The following is a 12,901-nucleotide window of genomic DNA, read 5'->3' on the forward strand; positions in this document are numbered from 1 at the left end:
CGCCGCCCTCCCCCTGCTGCACGCCCTTGGCCCTTGAGCCGGACGCAGCGCTCGGGTAACGTCATTCATTCGCACAGGACAGAGCACGCTCATGACTTCCAAGCTGGAACAACTCAAGCAAATGACCACCGTGGTGGCCGACACCGGCGACTTCGACGCCATCTCCAAGCTCAAGCCGGTCGACGCCACCACCAACCCGTCGCTGCTGCTCAAGGCTGCCTCGCTGGAAGCCTACAAGGACATGCTGCGCAAGACCATCAGCGACAGCAACGGTGATGTCGGTCTGGCGTCGGACACTTTCGCGGTCGCCGTGGGTACCGGGATCCTCAAGGCCATTCCTGGCCGCATCTCCACCGAAGTCGACGCGCGCCTCTCTTTCGACGAGCAGGCCCTGCTGGCCAAGGCCAGCCAGATCATCGACCTGTACGAAAAGGCCGGTGTCGGTCGCGAGCGTGTGCTGATCAAGCTGGCCTCCACCTGGGAAGGTATCCGCGCCGCCGAGAAGCTGGAAAAGGCAGGCATTCAGTGCAACCTGACCTTGTTGTTCTCCTTCGCTCAGGCACAGGCGTGTGCCGACGCTGGTGTGTTCCTGATTTCGCCGTTCGTGGGTCGCATCTACGATTGGTACAAGAAATCCACCGGCCAGGAATACACAGGTTCCGACGATCCAGGCGTGCAGTCGGTGACGCGCATCTACAACTACTACAAAGCCAACGACTACAAGACCGTGGTCATGGGCGCCAGCTTCCGCAACATCAACCAGATCGAGCAGTTGGCCGGTTGTGATCGCCTGACCATCAGCCCGGAACTGCTGCACAAGCTGGCCGAAGATGAAGGCACGCTGGAGCAGAAGCTCAAGCCAGGCAATGCCGGTGAACCCAAGCAGATCCTCACCGAGGCGCAGTTCCGCTGGGCGTCGAACGAAGACGCGATGGCCACGGAAAAACTGGCTGAAGGCATTCGTCAATTCGCTCGCGATCAGGAAAAACTCGAAACCCTGCTGACTGCCAAGGTTTCCTGATTCCAGTCTGCCGCACACAAAAAAAGGCGACCGCAAGGTCGCCTTTTTTTATAGCCGAGCGAGTCACCCGAAGGTAATCAGCTGCGTTCCAGCGCGTTCACCAGATCGTGGAAGGCTTCGCGGTTAGACTCGTTCAGGCCCATGAGAATCTTGTGCGCTTCCAGCACCTTGGCCCTAACCACATCCTCGGACAGATCCTGCGAAGGCAGGTCGGTCAGGCAGTCGGGGCAAGGAATCGGGCGACCGACGATGTTGAACACCTGATCGAAACCCATGGACTGCAGCAGGCGCGTGATGTCCTCGTGAGTCGTCACCACCGTTGGCAGCAATCCGACTTTTTGACGAGACATGATCGACAACTTGGCCAGCAGGCCCAAGGTGGTGCTGTCGATGCTGCGGGTTTCGGTCAAATCGATCACGATGGCTGAAAAATCGAGGGCGGTGAAGATCCGCTCGATCGTCGCATCCAGCGCCGAGCAGAGCGTCAGGCGCACCTCACCCACGAATTTCAACACGAACGTGCCGCTTTGTTCAGCAAACTGGATTCTACCAGTACTCATGCAAGGTTCCTGCTCAGCACCATCAGGGCGATATCATCCGGCATCTCCCCGAGTGTGGCCAGTCCAAACTTTTGCCGCAAGCCATCCAGGCTGCCGCCCGCTGCACTGACGATCTCAGGCAATGCAGCTTCTTTTTCCTTAAGCGTTTCGCCTGGCAGCAAGTCCAGTATCCCATCGGAAAGCAGGGTAAGGCTGAACTGCTCCGGCAACGCCATGACGTGATCGGTATACGTGGCTTCGTTGAACAGACCCACCGGCAGGCCGCGGCCCTGCAGGTACTGCGTTTGCTCGGGGGTGTACAGCACTGGAAGCGGCAAATGCCCGCCGATGCTGTAGGTCAACAGCCCGGTGTGCTCGTCGATCACCCCGCCGACCATGGTGACATGCTTGCCCAAACGCGTGTTGATCAAACCCCGGTTGATATGGCCCAGCACGTCGGACGGTTTGAATTCGGGCATCGCACCACCGCGCCTTGATTCGAACATGAGGCGGGTGGTCATGAATTTCAACAGCACCGTGACGAATGCCGATGAAGCGCCGTGACCGGATACGTCGGCCAGATAGAACGCCACGCGGTTCTCGTCGACCCGGAAATAGTCGACGAAGTCGCCCGACAGGTACAGCGACGGGATGATCTGGTGTTCGAAACGGAATCCGTCGGTGCTCCAGGGACTCTGCGGCAGCATGTTCATCTGCACTTGCCGGCCGGCAGTCTGGTCTTCCTGCAGCAGATGCAGGCTGGCTTCCAGTTCACGATTGGCCGTTTCCAGCTTCTCGCGGTAGCGACGATTCTCCAGCAGCAGCCGCGAGCGATCCAGGGCCCGGCGAACCGAGTGCTCAAGCACGGCCAGATCTTCAAGAGGCTTTATCAGGTAATCGGCGGCGCCCAGGCGCAACGCTTCGACTGCGTCGTTCATCACCCCGGCACCAGACAGCACGATCACCGGAATATCGGGAGAACGCTCGGTCACCTGGCGAATCAATTCAAGGCCGCCCACCTGCGGCATGCGCAGGTCGCAGATGACGAGATCGGGCTGTTGTTGCTCGAAGACCTGGAGGCCCTGCAGGCCATTGTTCGCCTGCAGCACGCTGAAGCTGCTGTCTTCGAGGTAGGCCGCAAGGCTTGCGCGCACCACATCGTCGTCATCGATGATCAGCAGCGTTGCACTGGTTTTCTGCATGTGGGCAAACGGCGCCAAAAATTGGTTGTCGTAAGTAGGTCAGCAAGGTAAAAACTGGCGATGCAAGCAATGGGTCGCCTACCTTTACTTCTAGCCTCTCGCAGAGGCGAATACAAGCGCTGGGTGCCCTGAGCATTCGGATGCAGAGGTGCCTTGTAAGGCGCAGACGGTACTCCCATCCGGCAAGCGTTTCAAGGGTGTTGCGACACGGGCCAGGGCGGGCCGATTGGCCTATTACCTTGGGTTATAAGAACGTTAACAATAGCAACCAGATCGAAGGACAAACCATGAGCCACAGTGATCGTGACTACAGTGAGAAACGTGATTTCATCCGCATGACTGTGGATGCAAAGGTCGACCTCAGGGTCGGCGACGTTGTCGTTCCCGCCGTATGCAAGGATCTTTCGAGCACCGGTATGCAGCTGGAAGCCCAGACCCAATTAAGCGTAGGAGATCAGGTTGGCGTCCATTTGCCTTCCAACCACCCCATGCTCAGCGATCTGGACATCCAGGCGGAAGTGATACGCGTAGAAAGCTCGAAGCAGGATGGTATGCAGATCATAGGCCTGCACACGCTGAGCATGGACTGAACGCCGCGCATGAAAAAGGCGACCCTCGGGTCGCCTTTTTCATGCCTGGTTACAATTAAAAATCGTCTTCCACTTGGCCATCTTTGACCCGGAATTCACGGTTCTGCAAGTAAGCGTTACGCAAGAAGATGTACTTGTCGCCGTTGATCAGCTTTTCAGCCGACAGCAAGCTCGCGCGCGTATCCACCAGGTTCACCCCCAGCGTGGTATTGCGGGTCGGCACGTGGTCGATGTAGCGATACGGTGAGGTATAGGTATCGGGATACTTGGCGAACGCATCGCGCACGGTGCTTGGCCCCATCAGCGGCAGGACTACATAAGGCCCACTGCTTACACCCCAGTAGCCCAGGGTCTGGCCGAAATCCTCGTCGCTGCGCTGCAGGCCCATCTTGGTGCCCACATCGAAGAAGCCGAACAGGCCGAAGGTGGTGTTGAAGATCAGCCGCGCAGTGTCGGTACCGGCAGCGGCAGGCTTGAGCTGCATGACGTTGTTGGCCAGATTGCCAACGTCGCCGATGTTGCTGAACACGTTATGAATGCCGTCTTCCAGGAACTGCGGCGTGATCCACTGGTAGCCTTGGGCGATAGGCTTGAGCGCATAGGTATCCAAGGTATCGTTGACCCGGAAAATCGCACGGTTGACCGGCTCCCATGGATCCTCTTCGGCGGCCTGTGCTACCACGGGCGCCACGGCAAGCCCCAGGAGCAGACAGGCTCCAGCCACTCGGTCGATGACAGCTGAACCGGTCAGACGCATACATGTTACTCCTTGAGATACGATTGGGTCGCATGCGACCGCCAACAAAATGTGGCCCAGTATAAAGTGTCCAGGCCGGATTAGGCAGTGCGCTGGCGAACGCAGCGCTGCCGATCAATCTGAACTTACCCATGCCAGACTTCAGGCCCGCCCTCAAGTTCATTCGCGCAGCCGTCTGGAACGGCATGGAATTCCAATGATGCGAGCCGACACGGACCTTTGCGCACGGGGCGCGGTCCATGTAAGTGCCTATCACTCAAGGAGAACGTCATGCCAGCCCGCGAATTGCAGGAACAACTCGATGAACTGCGAGAGCAACTGGAAAAGAACCAGACGCTGTCGCTCGAGGAGCGTGAAGACATGCGCGTCCTGATGGAGCAGATCAAGGCGCGCATGGAGCTGGAAAATGCCACGGCGGACCCTTCCGTCGCCGACAGCGTGAACCTGGCCGTCGAGCGCTTCGAAGTCGACCACCCTGGTGTGGCTGGCGCACTGCGCAATATCGTGCAGACGCTCGGCAACATCGGTATCTGAAGACGGGACAACTGCAGCCGCCTGCCCAAGCGGCTGCTGGATGCACCCTTACTGGCGAACCAGCCGGCCATTGGCCGCGGGCAGCGTGTCAGTGCTGCGGTAGGGGTTGATGTCCAGGCCGCCGCGGCGTACGTAGCGGGCGAACACGGTCAGTCTTTCTGGCTGCAGAAGTCGCTGCAGATCGGTAAAAATCCGCTCGACACATTGCTCGTGGAAATCCGAATGCTGACGGAAGCTGACCAGGTAGGCCAGCACGCTGGCGTGGTCCAGCGCCGGACCGCTGTAGGCAACGCACACACTGCCCCAGTCCGGCTGGCTGGTGACTGGGCAATTGGACCGCAGCAGATGGCTATGGATGGTTTCTTCCACGAGGGAACTCGGGTCGCAACGCAGCAGCTCCGGCTGTGGGTGATCGTAGCTGCTGACCGTGATGTCCAACTCGTCGATGCACACCCCAGGCAGTTGAACCACGCCCTCCGCCTGCACATCTTCCAAGCGGCGCACCTTGACGCCTACCGTTTTGCCGGCAGCCCCGGAAAGGTCCGCCACCAGCACGGCCTGCAGGTCATCGATCGACGCAAATGCCGTCTGGTTGAGCGAGTTCAGGTACAGCTTGAACGACTTGGATTCGATGATGTTCGGTGAATCCGCAGGAATGGTGAATTCACCAATGGCTACGACCGGTTTTCCCGAAGGCAGCAACCAGGAAAGCTCGAAGCAATTCCACACGTCCACACCTGTATAGGGCAGGGTTTCCGCGCTCAAGCCCAACTCGGCCCACTTTGCTGCGCGGGGAATGGGAAACAGCAACGAGGGGGTGTAGGTGGAAACGTACTCGCTGGACTTGCCCAGGGGAGAATGTTCGGCTGCGGGATGCATGAAATAAACCTGACTGAATGAACGACGGCAGTTTAGCGAATTTGCCGCGTTGCTGCATGGCGACGACGGCGCGGCTGCAAGGCCGCACCGCAGTCGTCATGGATCACTCGTAGCGCAGGGCGTGCGCCGGTTCGATCTGTGAAGCCCGATAGGCAGGGTAGATAGTCGCAAGGAAGCTCAGCACCAGCCCTGCCCCGCAGATCAGCATGACATCTCCACCTTGCAGCTCGGAGGGCAGATTGCTGATGAAATACACGTCCGAAGTGAAGATGTGCTGGCCGCTGATGCGCTCCACCCAGCCGACGATGGCGCTGACGTTGATTGCGGCGATTACGCCCAGCACACCCCCGATCACGGTGCCGGCCACGCCGATGACCGTACCCTGGACCATGAAGATCCCCATGATCTGCCTCGGCGTAGCGCCGATGGTACGCAGGATGGCGATATCCGCGCCTTTGTCGTTCACCACCATGATCAGGGTGGCAATGATGTTGAACGCCGCTACCGCAACGATCATCAGCAGCAGCAGACCAATCATGGTCTTTTCCATTTTCATGGCACTGAACAGGCTGCCCTGGGTATGGGTCCAGTCGTCGGCCTTATAGGCCGTGCCTAGGTCCTTGACGATCGCCGCACTGACTTCCGGCGCCGTGTACAGGTCCTTTAGCTTGAGCCGCACACTCTGCACCTGACCCGGCTGCCAGCGCTGCATTTCCGCAGCATCCGCCGCGTTGATCAGACCCATGGAACCATCGAGTTCGGCGCCGACCTTGAACACGCCGACCACGTTGAGACGCTGCATGCGCGGGGTGATGCCACCCGGCGCAGTGCTGACTTCCGGAACGATAAGGGTGATCTTGTCGCCCACGTTCAAGCGGAAGCGCCTGGCAGTGATCTCACCGACGACGACGCCGAATTCACCTGGTTTGAGATCGTCCAGGCGTCCCTGGACGATGTGGTCGGCGACGATCGACACCTCGCCCTCGCGGGCCGGATCGACACCGCTGATCTGGATCGGCTGCATCATGCCCTTGTACGAGAGCATGCCGTCGAGCTCGGTGAACGGCACGGCCGCCAGCACCTCGGGGTTTTTCATGGCGGCGGCAGCGACTGGGCGCCAATCGTCCAGCGGCTTCACGCCCTGGATCATGGCGTGGGGCACCATGCCCAGGATGCGCGAGCTCATTTCGCGCTGGAAGCCGTTCATCACCGACAGCACCACGATCATCGCCAGCACGCCCAAGGCAAGGCCGATCATCGAGGTCATGGAGATGAACGAAATGAAGTTCTTGCGCCGCTTGGCGCGGGTGTAGCGCAAGCCGATGAAAATTGACAAGGGTCTGAACATGCAGAGGTAACCCGTTAGAAAAGAAGAAGCTAGATCGGCACCAGACGCCCGTCTTCCAGACGCAGTACGCGGTCCATCTGTCGAGCCAGGCTCAGATCATGGGTGACCACCAGAAACGCGGTGCGCAGCGAAACGCTGAGCTCGAGCATCAAGTCCTGAATGCCTTGCGCAGTGTGGTTGTCGAGGTTGCCTGTGGGCTCGTCGAGCATCACCAGCCCCGGCGTGTTTACCAAGGCCCGGGCAATGGCCACGCGCTGACGCTCACCGCCCGACAGTTCGGCCGGCTTGTGTTGCAGTCGATGGCCCAGGCCCACGCGCTCCAGCAATGCAGTGGCGCGCTGTTTCGCCTCGGGGATGGCGGTCTTGCCGATCAGCAGCGGCATGCAGACGTTTTCCAGCGCAGTGAATTCGGGCAACAGGTGATGAAACTGGTAGACGAAGCCCAGGGCACGATTTCGCAGCAGCCCGCGCGCCCGCTCGTTCAGCGCCGAAAGCTCTTCACCCGCCAGCCACACGCTGCCGCGGCTGGGCGTATCGAGCCCGCCAAGCATGTTGAGCAAGGTGCTCTTGCCCGAACCGGAGCTACCAACGATAGCCACGCGCTCACCGGCGTGCAGCTCCAGTTGCAGGTTGTCCAGCACGACCACGGATTCAGGGCCTTCCTCGTAGGATTTACCCAGGTTGCGACAACTCAGTACTGCTTGTTCACTCATGCCCGACTCACTCATAACGTAACGCCTCCGCCGGCTGGGTACGCGCAGCACGCCAGGCCGGATACAGGGTGGCGAGGAAACTCAGGACCAATGCCGCGCCGCAGACCATGAACACATCGTTGGCCATGAGCTGCGAAGGCAGGTAGTCGATGAAGTAGACATCGGCATTGAGAAACTTGTGGCCGATGGCTTTTTCCAGCAGGGCAATGGCCGCGCTGACGTTCAAGGCCGCCAGAATGCCGACCACGGCGCCGATCAAGGTGCCGACCACGCCGATCACCGTGCCCTGCACCATGAAAATGCGCATGATCTGCCCGGGCGTCGAGCCCAGGGTGCGCAGAATGGCGATATCGCCCTTCTTGTCGTTGACCACCATCACCAGCGTGGAAATGATGTTGAACGCGGCCACGGCCACGATCAGCAGCAACAGCAGGCCGATCATGGCTTTCTCCATGCCGATGGCCTGGTAGAGATTGCCGTGGGTACGGGTCCAGTCGCGCGCATAGTAGGTCTGGTCCCCCAACTGCTTGGCGATCTGCCAGGACACTCGCGGAGCCTGGAACAGATCTTCGAACTTCAAGCGCAGCCCCTGAACTTCGCCCGCTTTCCAGCGGTGAAGCTTGCCCAGGTCTTCGAGGTTGGCCAGGCCCAGGTAGCCGTCGAGCTCGCCGGCGCCGACGTGAAAGATGCCGGTCACGGTGAAGCGCTTCATGCGCGGGAACATGCCGGCCGGGGTGACCGTGACTTCAGGTGCGACGAAGGTGACCTTATCGCCCACACCCACACCCAGCTTGGTCGCGGCCTTGTCGCCGATCATCAGGCCGAACTCGCCGGCCTTGAGGTCATCGACCCTGCCCTGCTTGACGAAGGCGTCGATGATCGAGACGTTGTGTTCCTGCGCAGGATCGATGCCATTGAGCAGGATTTTCTGCACCTGGCCGGCGTGGGTCAGCAAACCCTGCATCTGGGTGAACGGCGCGACTGCCGCCACCTGCGGGTTCTGCCGGACCTGAGCCGCCAGCGCCGGCCAGTCGGCGATGGGCTGGCCGGATTCGACGGTGGCGTGGGGCACCATTCCCAGCACGCGGGTGCGCATCTCGTGATCGAAGCCGTTCATCACCGACAGCACCACGATCATCACGACCACGCCCAGGGCGAGGCCGATCATCGAGGTGAGGGAGATGAACGACACGAAATGATTGCGCCGCTTGGCACGGGTGTAACGCGCGCCAATGAAAACGAAAAGAGGTCTGAACATGTCGGGGCTTGTTCGGGTGAAAGAGGAGACGTCCTGCTGGCAGGGCGTGACGAGCAGCTTTACACTCGGACCATCGCCTCTACCCTGGGTTCGTCATGTCGACATCAGATGAAGAAGATCGCCGCGAATACTATCGCATCGATGACCGCATCGCACTGGAAATCACCATACTCCCGGCCAGCGAGACGGCGGGTGAAGACATGTTGCAGGATGCGTCGCCGCTGTTCGACCTGCTTGGCGAAATGCACCTGGCCGAGTTTGAAACCCAGCATCTGCTGCGCCAGCTCGGCGAAGCCGACCGTGCCGTGGAAGCCGTGCTAAAGGCCCAGAACAAGCGTATCGACCTGCTTGGCCAAGTGGTTGCGCAGACGCTAGTCGAGCGTATCGGCGAGGCTCGGCCAGTGGTGCTGTCCGAGGGCGGCCTGGCGTTCTTCCAGCAACAGCCGATGGAGGAAAATACGCGCCTGGCGTTGCGGATCGCGCTGATGCCCCAGGCGCTGGGGCTATCGCTCAAGGCAAGCGTCACCAACTGCATCGCAGTGGGCAACGACCAGTTCGAGATCGGTACCCAATTCGTCGACATCAGTGATGCCCAGCGCCAGTTGCTCGCCCGTTACATCCTGCACAAGCAGCAAGTCCAACGGCGTCAGGCGCGCGAGCGGCAAGACGCGACCACCGATTGATCCACTAATCTCACTCAAGGAGCGAACGTGACGCTTATCTATGGCCATCGCGGTGCCAAGGGCGAAGCCCCGGAAAACACCCTCGCAAGCTTCAAGCAATGCCTGGAACACGGTGTGCGCCGATGCGAGCTGGACCTGCATCTGTCCAGGGACGGCGAACTGATGGTCATCCATGACCCGACCCTCAAGCGCACCACTGGCCGTGGCGGCAAGGTCGTCGAGCACGACGCCCAGGCGCTGACCCGCTACGACGCGCGCAAGGGTGGGCCGGGATGGGTGTCGCCCTGCCCCATTCCACGCCTCGAGGAACTGTTCGAGCAATGCGCCTTCGAGCACTGGCAACTGGAAGTGAAGAGCGCATCGCGCACGCGCGCCGCCAGCATTGTGCTGGCAATCCGCGACCTGGCACAGCGCATGAATCTGCTGGACAAGATCACCATCACCTCCAGCTCACGGGAAGTGCTGCGCGCCGCTTTGGAGTTGACCCCGGACGTCGCCCGCGGTCTGGTGGCCGAATACGCCTGGCTGGACCCGATCAAGGTTGCCCAGGGCTACGGTTGCGAGATGCTTGCCTTGAACTGGACGTTGTGCACACCCGAGCGCCTGCTCAAGGCCCAGCGCCAGGGTCTGCATGTGTCGGTATGGACGGTCAACGAGCCTGCACTGATGCGCAGGCTCGCCGACTTCGGCGTGGACAGCCTGATTACAGACTTTCCCGGTTTGGCCAGCGCCACCCTCGAGAATCGCTGAAATCGGTCTCCCCGGCCGGCTCAGGCCACCGGCCGGAGCCGCTCAAAAAAGCCGGTTGAGGCCGTCGTAGGCTGCAACCCGATAGGCTTCGGCCATGGTCGGGTAGTTGAAGGTAGTGTTGACGAAGTACTTCAGGGTATTGAGTTCGCCGGGCTGGTTCATGATCGCCTGGCCGATGTGCACGATCTCCGAGGCCTGGTCGCCGAAGCAATGCACGCCCAGCACCTGCAGGGTTTCGCGATGGAAGAGGATCTTCAGCATGCCCACCGGCTCGCCGGAAATCTGCGCGCGGGCCATGCCCTTGAAGAACGCCTTGCCCACCTCGTATGGCACCTTGGCCTGGGTCAGTTCGTGCTCGTTCTTGCCGATCGAGCTGATCTCGGGAATGGTGTAGATCCCGGTCGGCACGTCGTTGACGAAGCGCCAGCTGCCGTTGTCGACCACACTGCCGGCTGCGGAGCGGCCCTGGTCGTGGGCAGCACTGGCCAGGCTCGGCCAGCCGATCACATCGCCTGCCCCATAGATCGTCGGCACCGAGGTGCGGTAGGCCTCGTCGACGCTGATCTGGCCGCGGCCATTGACTTTGATGCCAATGTTTTCCAGGCCCAGGCGATCGGTGTTGCCGGTACGGCCGTTGCACCAGAGCAAGGCATCGGCCTTGATCTTCTTGCCGGACTTGAGGTGCAGCACGACGCCGTTCTCGAGGCCTTCGACTTTCTCGTATTCCTCGTTGTGCCTGACCATCACGTTGTTGTTGCTGAAGTGATAGCTCAAGCCCTGGGAAATTTCCGCGTCGAGGAAGCTGAGCAACTGCTCGCGGTTGTCGATCAGCTCGACCAGCACGCCCAGGCCGCTGAAAATCGACGCGTACTCGCAACCGATGACGCCGGCGCCGTAGATGATCAATTTGCGTGGGGTATGGGTGATGCTCAGCACGGTATCGCTGTCGTAGATGCGCGAATGGCTGAAGTCGATGTCGGCGGGCCGGTAAGGCCGCGAGCCGGTGGCAATGATGACGCTCTTGGCGATGAGTTTTTCTTGCGCACCATTGGCGCAGATCACTTCGACGGTTTGCTCGTCGGAGAAACTGCCGGTGCCGAAGAACACGTCGACGCGGTTGCGCGCGTAGTAGCTGGTGCGCGAGGCCACCTGTTTGGCGATCACCCGCTCGGCGCTCTTGAGCACGTCCGGGAACGAGAACCAGCGTGGCTCGCCAATGGCACGAAACATCGGGTTGGTGTTGAACTGGATGATCTGCTTGACCGAATGGCGCAGCGCCTTGGAAGGAATGGTACCCAGATGGGTGCAGTTGCCGCCGACCTGGCGCCGACTGTCGACCATGGCCACCTTGCGCCCGGCCTTGGCGGCGTTCATCGCCGCCCCTTCTCCGGCGGGGCCGGAACCCAGCACCACTACGTCGTAGTTGTAGACAGCCATGCGTACTCCTTCAAATCTGGCCGGGCGCCACGACGGCGCCAGCGGCTGGCGTGCCCTCATCAGGCATCGAAAAACTTGCGGTGCATTCTATAGCAAGCGCAGGCACCGCGAACATTTACCCTGGGTCGGCGCGTAGCCTATTTTCCGTGGCCGGCAACGTCAACGTTTGCCTGCGACATTTCGCCACCCTGGGCCGTCGAAAACCCCTGCGCGTTGCGCGACCAGACCTGTGGAATGACAGGTACCTAGACCCTGGCGACGGTAGAGGTCGCCAGGGCGCTGTCGTCGAGCAATTCGAGCATCGCCGCCAGGTTTGCCGAGCCCGCGCCTCGACGCCAGATCAGCCAGGTGTGCAGCCAGCGAAAATCTTCGGCCAGGGTCCAGACACTGACGTTGCTGCTGCCGGGCATGCTCTCCAGCATGCTGCGCGGCATCAAGGCCAGGCCGGCGCCGGCACTGACGCAGGCGAGCATGCCGTGATAGGACTCCATTTCGAAGATCTTGCCAGGCGCGGCGCCGTCGGCGACGAACCAGTTCTCGAAATGCCGCCGGTAGGAACAGTTGGCGCGAAAGGCATAAATGGTTTCGCCATTGACGTCCTGGGCTCGGGACACCGGCGCATGACTGCGCGCACTCACCAGAACCATTTCCTCGTCGTACACCACCCGGCCGTCGAGCAGTGGATGACGCAGCGGGCCGTCGACGAAAGCGGCGGCCAGGCGCCCGCCGAGCACGCTGTCGAGCATGTCGCCCGACGGCCCGGTGGAGAGGTCCAGCTCGACCTTGGGATAACGATGATGGTATGCCGCCAGCAACGGGGGAATGCGCACGGCCGCCGTGCTTTCCAGCGAGCCCAGTGCGAACGAGCCCTGCGGTTCGGTGCCGGAGACCGCTTGGCGCGCTTCCTCGACCAGATCGAGGATGCGGCGCGTGTAGTCAAGAAAACTCCAGCCATTGGGCGACAGGCGCAAGCGCAGTTTTTCGCGGATGAACAGATCGACCCCCAGTTCGCTTTCCAGTTGCTTGATCCGCGTCGTGAGGTTGGAAGGCACTCGATGCACCCGCTGAGCGGCGGCGGCAATGCTGCCCTCTTCGGCCACCGCGCGAAACAGCTCCAGTTGGGTGAGGTCCATAAATTCTCCAAACGAGATGGTTTCGATGATTATTATTCAGTTTTCATGATTTAACCA

The 12,901-nt window shown here is 60.7% G+C and carries 14 protein-coding genes; 5 read left to right on the forward strand and 9 right to left on the reverse strand.

The window, feature by feature from the left end:
* The first annotated feature begins 91 nt into the window (after positions 1-91).
* Positions 92-1,021 carry a transaldolase gene (gene tal, locus ONG87_RS12120; RefSeq protein WP_122477480.1) on the forward strand — a complete coding sequence of 310 codons (930 nt, stop codon included), beginning with the start codon at positions 92-94 and terminating at the stop codon, positions 1,019-1,021.
* Positions 1,022-1,098: 77 nt separating this feature from the next.
* Here the strand turns inward: tal and rssC are convergent, their stop codons facing one another.
* Positions 1,099-1,581 carry an anti-sigma factor antagonist RssC gene (gene rssC, locus ONG87_RS12125; protein WP_122477478.1) on the reverse strand — a complete coding sequence of 161 codons (483 nt, stop codon included), beginning with the start codon at positions 1,579-1,581 and terminating at the stop codon, positions 1,099-1,101.
* The gene (gene rssB, locus ONG87_RS12130; protein WP_264381340.1) at positions 1,578-2,762 is read right to left on the reverse strand and encodes a two-component system response regulator RssB; all 1,185 of its coding nucleotides are present in this window, start codon (positions 2,760-2,762) and stop codon (positions 1,578-1,580) included. Before rssB ends, rssC begins: the two co-directional genes overlap by 4 nt.
* A 287-nt stretch (positions 2,763-3,049) precedes the next feature.
* Between rssB and ONG87_RS12135 the strand changes: the two genes are divergently transcribed.
* Positions 3,050-3,352: a PilZ domain-containing protein gene (locus ONG87_RS12135; RefSeq protein WP_264381341.1), complete on the forward strand. Its 303-nt coding sequence runs from the start codon at positions 3,050-3,052 to the stop codon at positions 3,350-3,352.
* A 55-nt stretch (positions 3,353-3,407) separates the two neighbouring features.
* Here the strand turns inward: ONG87_RS12135 and ONG87_RS12140 are convergent, their stop codons facing one another.
* Positions 3,408-4,109: a VacJ family lipoprotein gene (locus tag ONG87_RS12140; RefSeq protein WP_122477473.1), complete on the reverse strand. Its 702-nt coding sequence runs from the start codon at positions 4,107-4,109 to the stop codon at positions 3,408-3,410.
* Positions 4,110-4,379: 270 nt separating this feature from the next.
* On the opposite strand from ONG87_RS12140, the gene ONG87_RS12145 reads away from it, so the two are divergent.
* Positions 4,380-4,643 carry a DUF4404 family protein gene (locus ONG87_RS12145; RefSeq protein WP_122477471.1) on the forward strand — a complete coding sequence of 88 codons (264 nt, stop codon included), beginning with the start codon at positions 4,380-4,382 and terminating at the stop codon, positions 4,641-4,643.
* A gap of 48 nt (positions 4,644-4,691) precedes the next feature.
* Here ONG87_RS12145 and queF read toward each other — a convergent pair whose 3' ends face one another.
* The 4 genes from queF to ONG87_RS12165 all read right to left on the reverse strand — a co-directional run bounded on the left by queF (position 4,692) and on the right by ONG87_RS12165 (position 8,841).
* Positions 4,692-5,522, reverse strand: a complete 831-nt coding sequence (gene queF, locus ONG87_RS12150) for an NADPH-dependent 7-cyano-7-deazaguanine reductase QueF (protein WP_264381342.1) — start codon at positions 5,520-5,522, stop codon at positions 4,692-4,694.
* Positions 5,523-5,625: 103 nt separating this feature from the next.
* A complete protein-coding gene (locus ONG87_RS12155; protein WP_122477468.1) occupies positions 5,626-6,870 on the reverse strand; it encodes a lipoprotein-releasing ABC transporter permease subunit in 1,245 nt (414 codons plus the stop codon).
* A 29-nt stretch (positions 6,871-6,899) separates the two neighbouring features.
* Positions 6,900-7,583 (reverse strand): lipoprotein-releasing ABC transporter ATP-binding protein LolD, encoded by a 684-nt coding sequence (gene lolD, locus ONG87_RS12160; RefSeq protein WP_192049034.1) that lies wholly within the window; start codon positions 7,581-7,583, stop codon positions 6,900-6,902.
* Positions 7,584-7,590: 7 nt separating this feature from the next.
* The gene (locus tag ONG87_RS12165; RefSeq protein WP_122477464.1) at positions 7,591-8,841 is read right to left on the reverse strand and encodes a lipoprotein-releasing ABC transporter permease subunit; all 1,251 of its coding nucleotides are present in this window, start codon (positions 8,839-8,841) and stop codon (positions 7,591-7,593) included.
* 95 nt (positions 8,842-8,936) lie between these two features.
* On the opposite strand from ONG87_RS12165, the gene ONG87_RS12170 reads away from it, so the two are divergent.
* Together ONG87_RS12170 and ONG87_RS12175 are read left to right on the forward strand one after the other, a co-directional pair.
* Entirely contained in the window at positions 8,937-9,524 is a 588-nt protein-coding gene (locus tag ONG87_RS12170) for a PilZ domain-containing protein (RefSeq protein ID WP_122477463.1), read from the forward strand.
* A gap of 27 nt (positions 9,525-9,551) precedes the next feature.
* Positions 9,552-10,274 carry a glycerophosphodiester phosphodiesterase gene (locus ONG87_RS12175; protein WP_264381343.1) on the forward strand — a complete coding sequence of 241 codons (723 nt, stop codon included), beginning with the start codon at positions 9,552-9,554 and terminating at the stop codon, positions 10,272-10,274.
* 42 nt (positions 10,275-10,316) lie between these two features.
* On the opposite strand, the gene sthA is transcribed toward ONG87_RS12175, so the two are convergent.
* Together sthA and ONG87_RS12185 are read right to left on the reverse strand one after the other, a co-directional pair.
* Entirely contained in the window at positions 10,317-11,711 is a 1,395-nt protein-coding gene (sthA, locus tag ONG87_RS12180) for a Si-specific NAD(P)(+) transhydrogenase (RefSeq protein WP_049859964.1), read from the reverse strand.
* 245 nt (positions 11,712-11,956) lie between these two features.
* Positions 11,957-12,844 carry a LysR family transcriptional regulator gene (locus tag ONG87_RS12185; RefSeq protein WP_264381344.1) on the reverse strand — a complete coding sequence of 296 codons (888 nt, stop codon included), beginning with the start codon at positions 12,842-12,844 and terminating at the stop codon, positions 11,957-11,959.
* Between the last annotated feature and the right edge of the window lie 57 nt (positions 12,845-12,901).

The organism is Pseudomonas sp. MM227 (genome assembly GCF_947090715.1).
GTDB lineage: Bacteria > Pseudomonadota > Gammaproteobacteria > Pseudomonadales > Pseudomonadaceae > Aquipseudomonas > Aquipseudomonas baltica.

Bases quoted from the DNA above. Each gene is read 5' to 3' on its own strand.
- tal (WP_122477480.1), top strand. From the start codon at position 92: ATGACTTCCAAGCTGGAACAACTCAAGCAAATGACCACCGTGGTGGCC.
- rssC (WP_122477478.1), bottom strand. From the start codon at position 1,581: ATGAGTACTGGTAGAATCCAGTTTGCTGAACAAAGCGGCACGTTCGTG.
- rssB (WP_264381340.1), bottom strand. From the start codon at position 2,762: ATGCAGAAAACCAGTGCAACGCTGCTGATCATCGATGACGACGATGTG.
- ONG87_RS12135 (WP_264381341.1), top strand. From the start codon at position 3,050: ATGAGCCACAGTGATCGTGACTACAGTGAGAAACGTGATTTCATCCGC.
- ONG87_RS12140 (WP_122477473.1), bottom strand. From the start codon at position 4,109: ATGCGTCTGACCGGTTCAGCTGTCATCGACCGAGTGGCTGGAGCCTGT.
- ONG87_RS12145 (WP_122477471.1), top strand. From the start codon at position 4,380: ATGCCAGCCCGCGAATTGCAGGAACAACTCGATGAACTGCGAGAGCAA.
- queF (WP_264381342.1), bottom strand. From the start codon at position 5,522: ATGCATCCCGCAGCCGAACATTCTCCCCTGGGCAAGTCCAGCGAGTAC.
- ONG87_RS12155 (WP_122477468.1), bottom strand. From the start codon at position 6,870: ATGTTCAGACCCTTGTCAATTTTCATCGGCTTGCGCTACACCCGCGCC.
- lolD (WP_192049034.1), bottom strand. From the start codon at position 7,583: ATGAGTGAACAAGCAGTACTGAGTTGTCGCAACCTGGGTAAATCCTAC.
- ONG87_RS12165 (WP_122477464.1), bottom strand. From the start codon at position 8,841: ATGTTCAGACCTCTTTTCGTTTTCATTGGCGCGCGTTACACCCGTGCC.
- ONG87_RS12170 (WP_122477463.1), top strand. From the start codon at position 8,937: ATGTCGACATCAGATGAAGAAGATCGCCGCGAATACTATCGCATCGAT.
- sthA (WP_049859964.1), bottom strand. From the start codon at position 11,711: ATGGCTGTCTACAACTACGACGTAGTGGTGCTGGGTTCCGGCCCCGCC.
- ONG87_RS12185 (WP_264381344.1), bottom strand. From the start codon at position 12,844: ATGGACCTCACCCAACTGGAGCTGTTTCGCGCGGTGGCCGAAGAGGGC.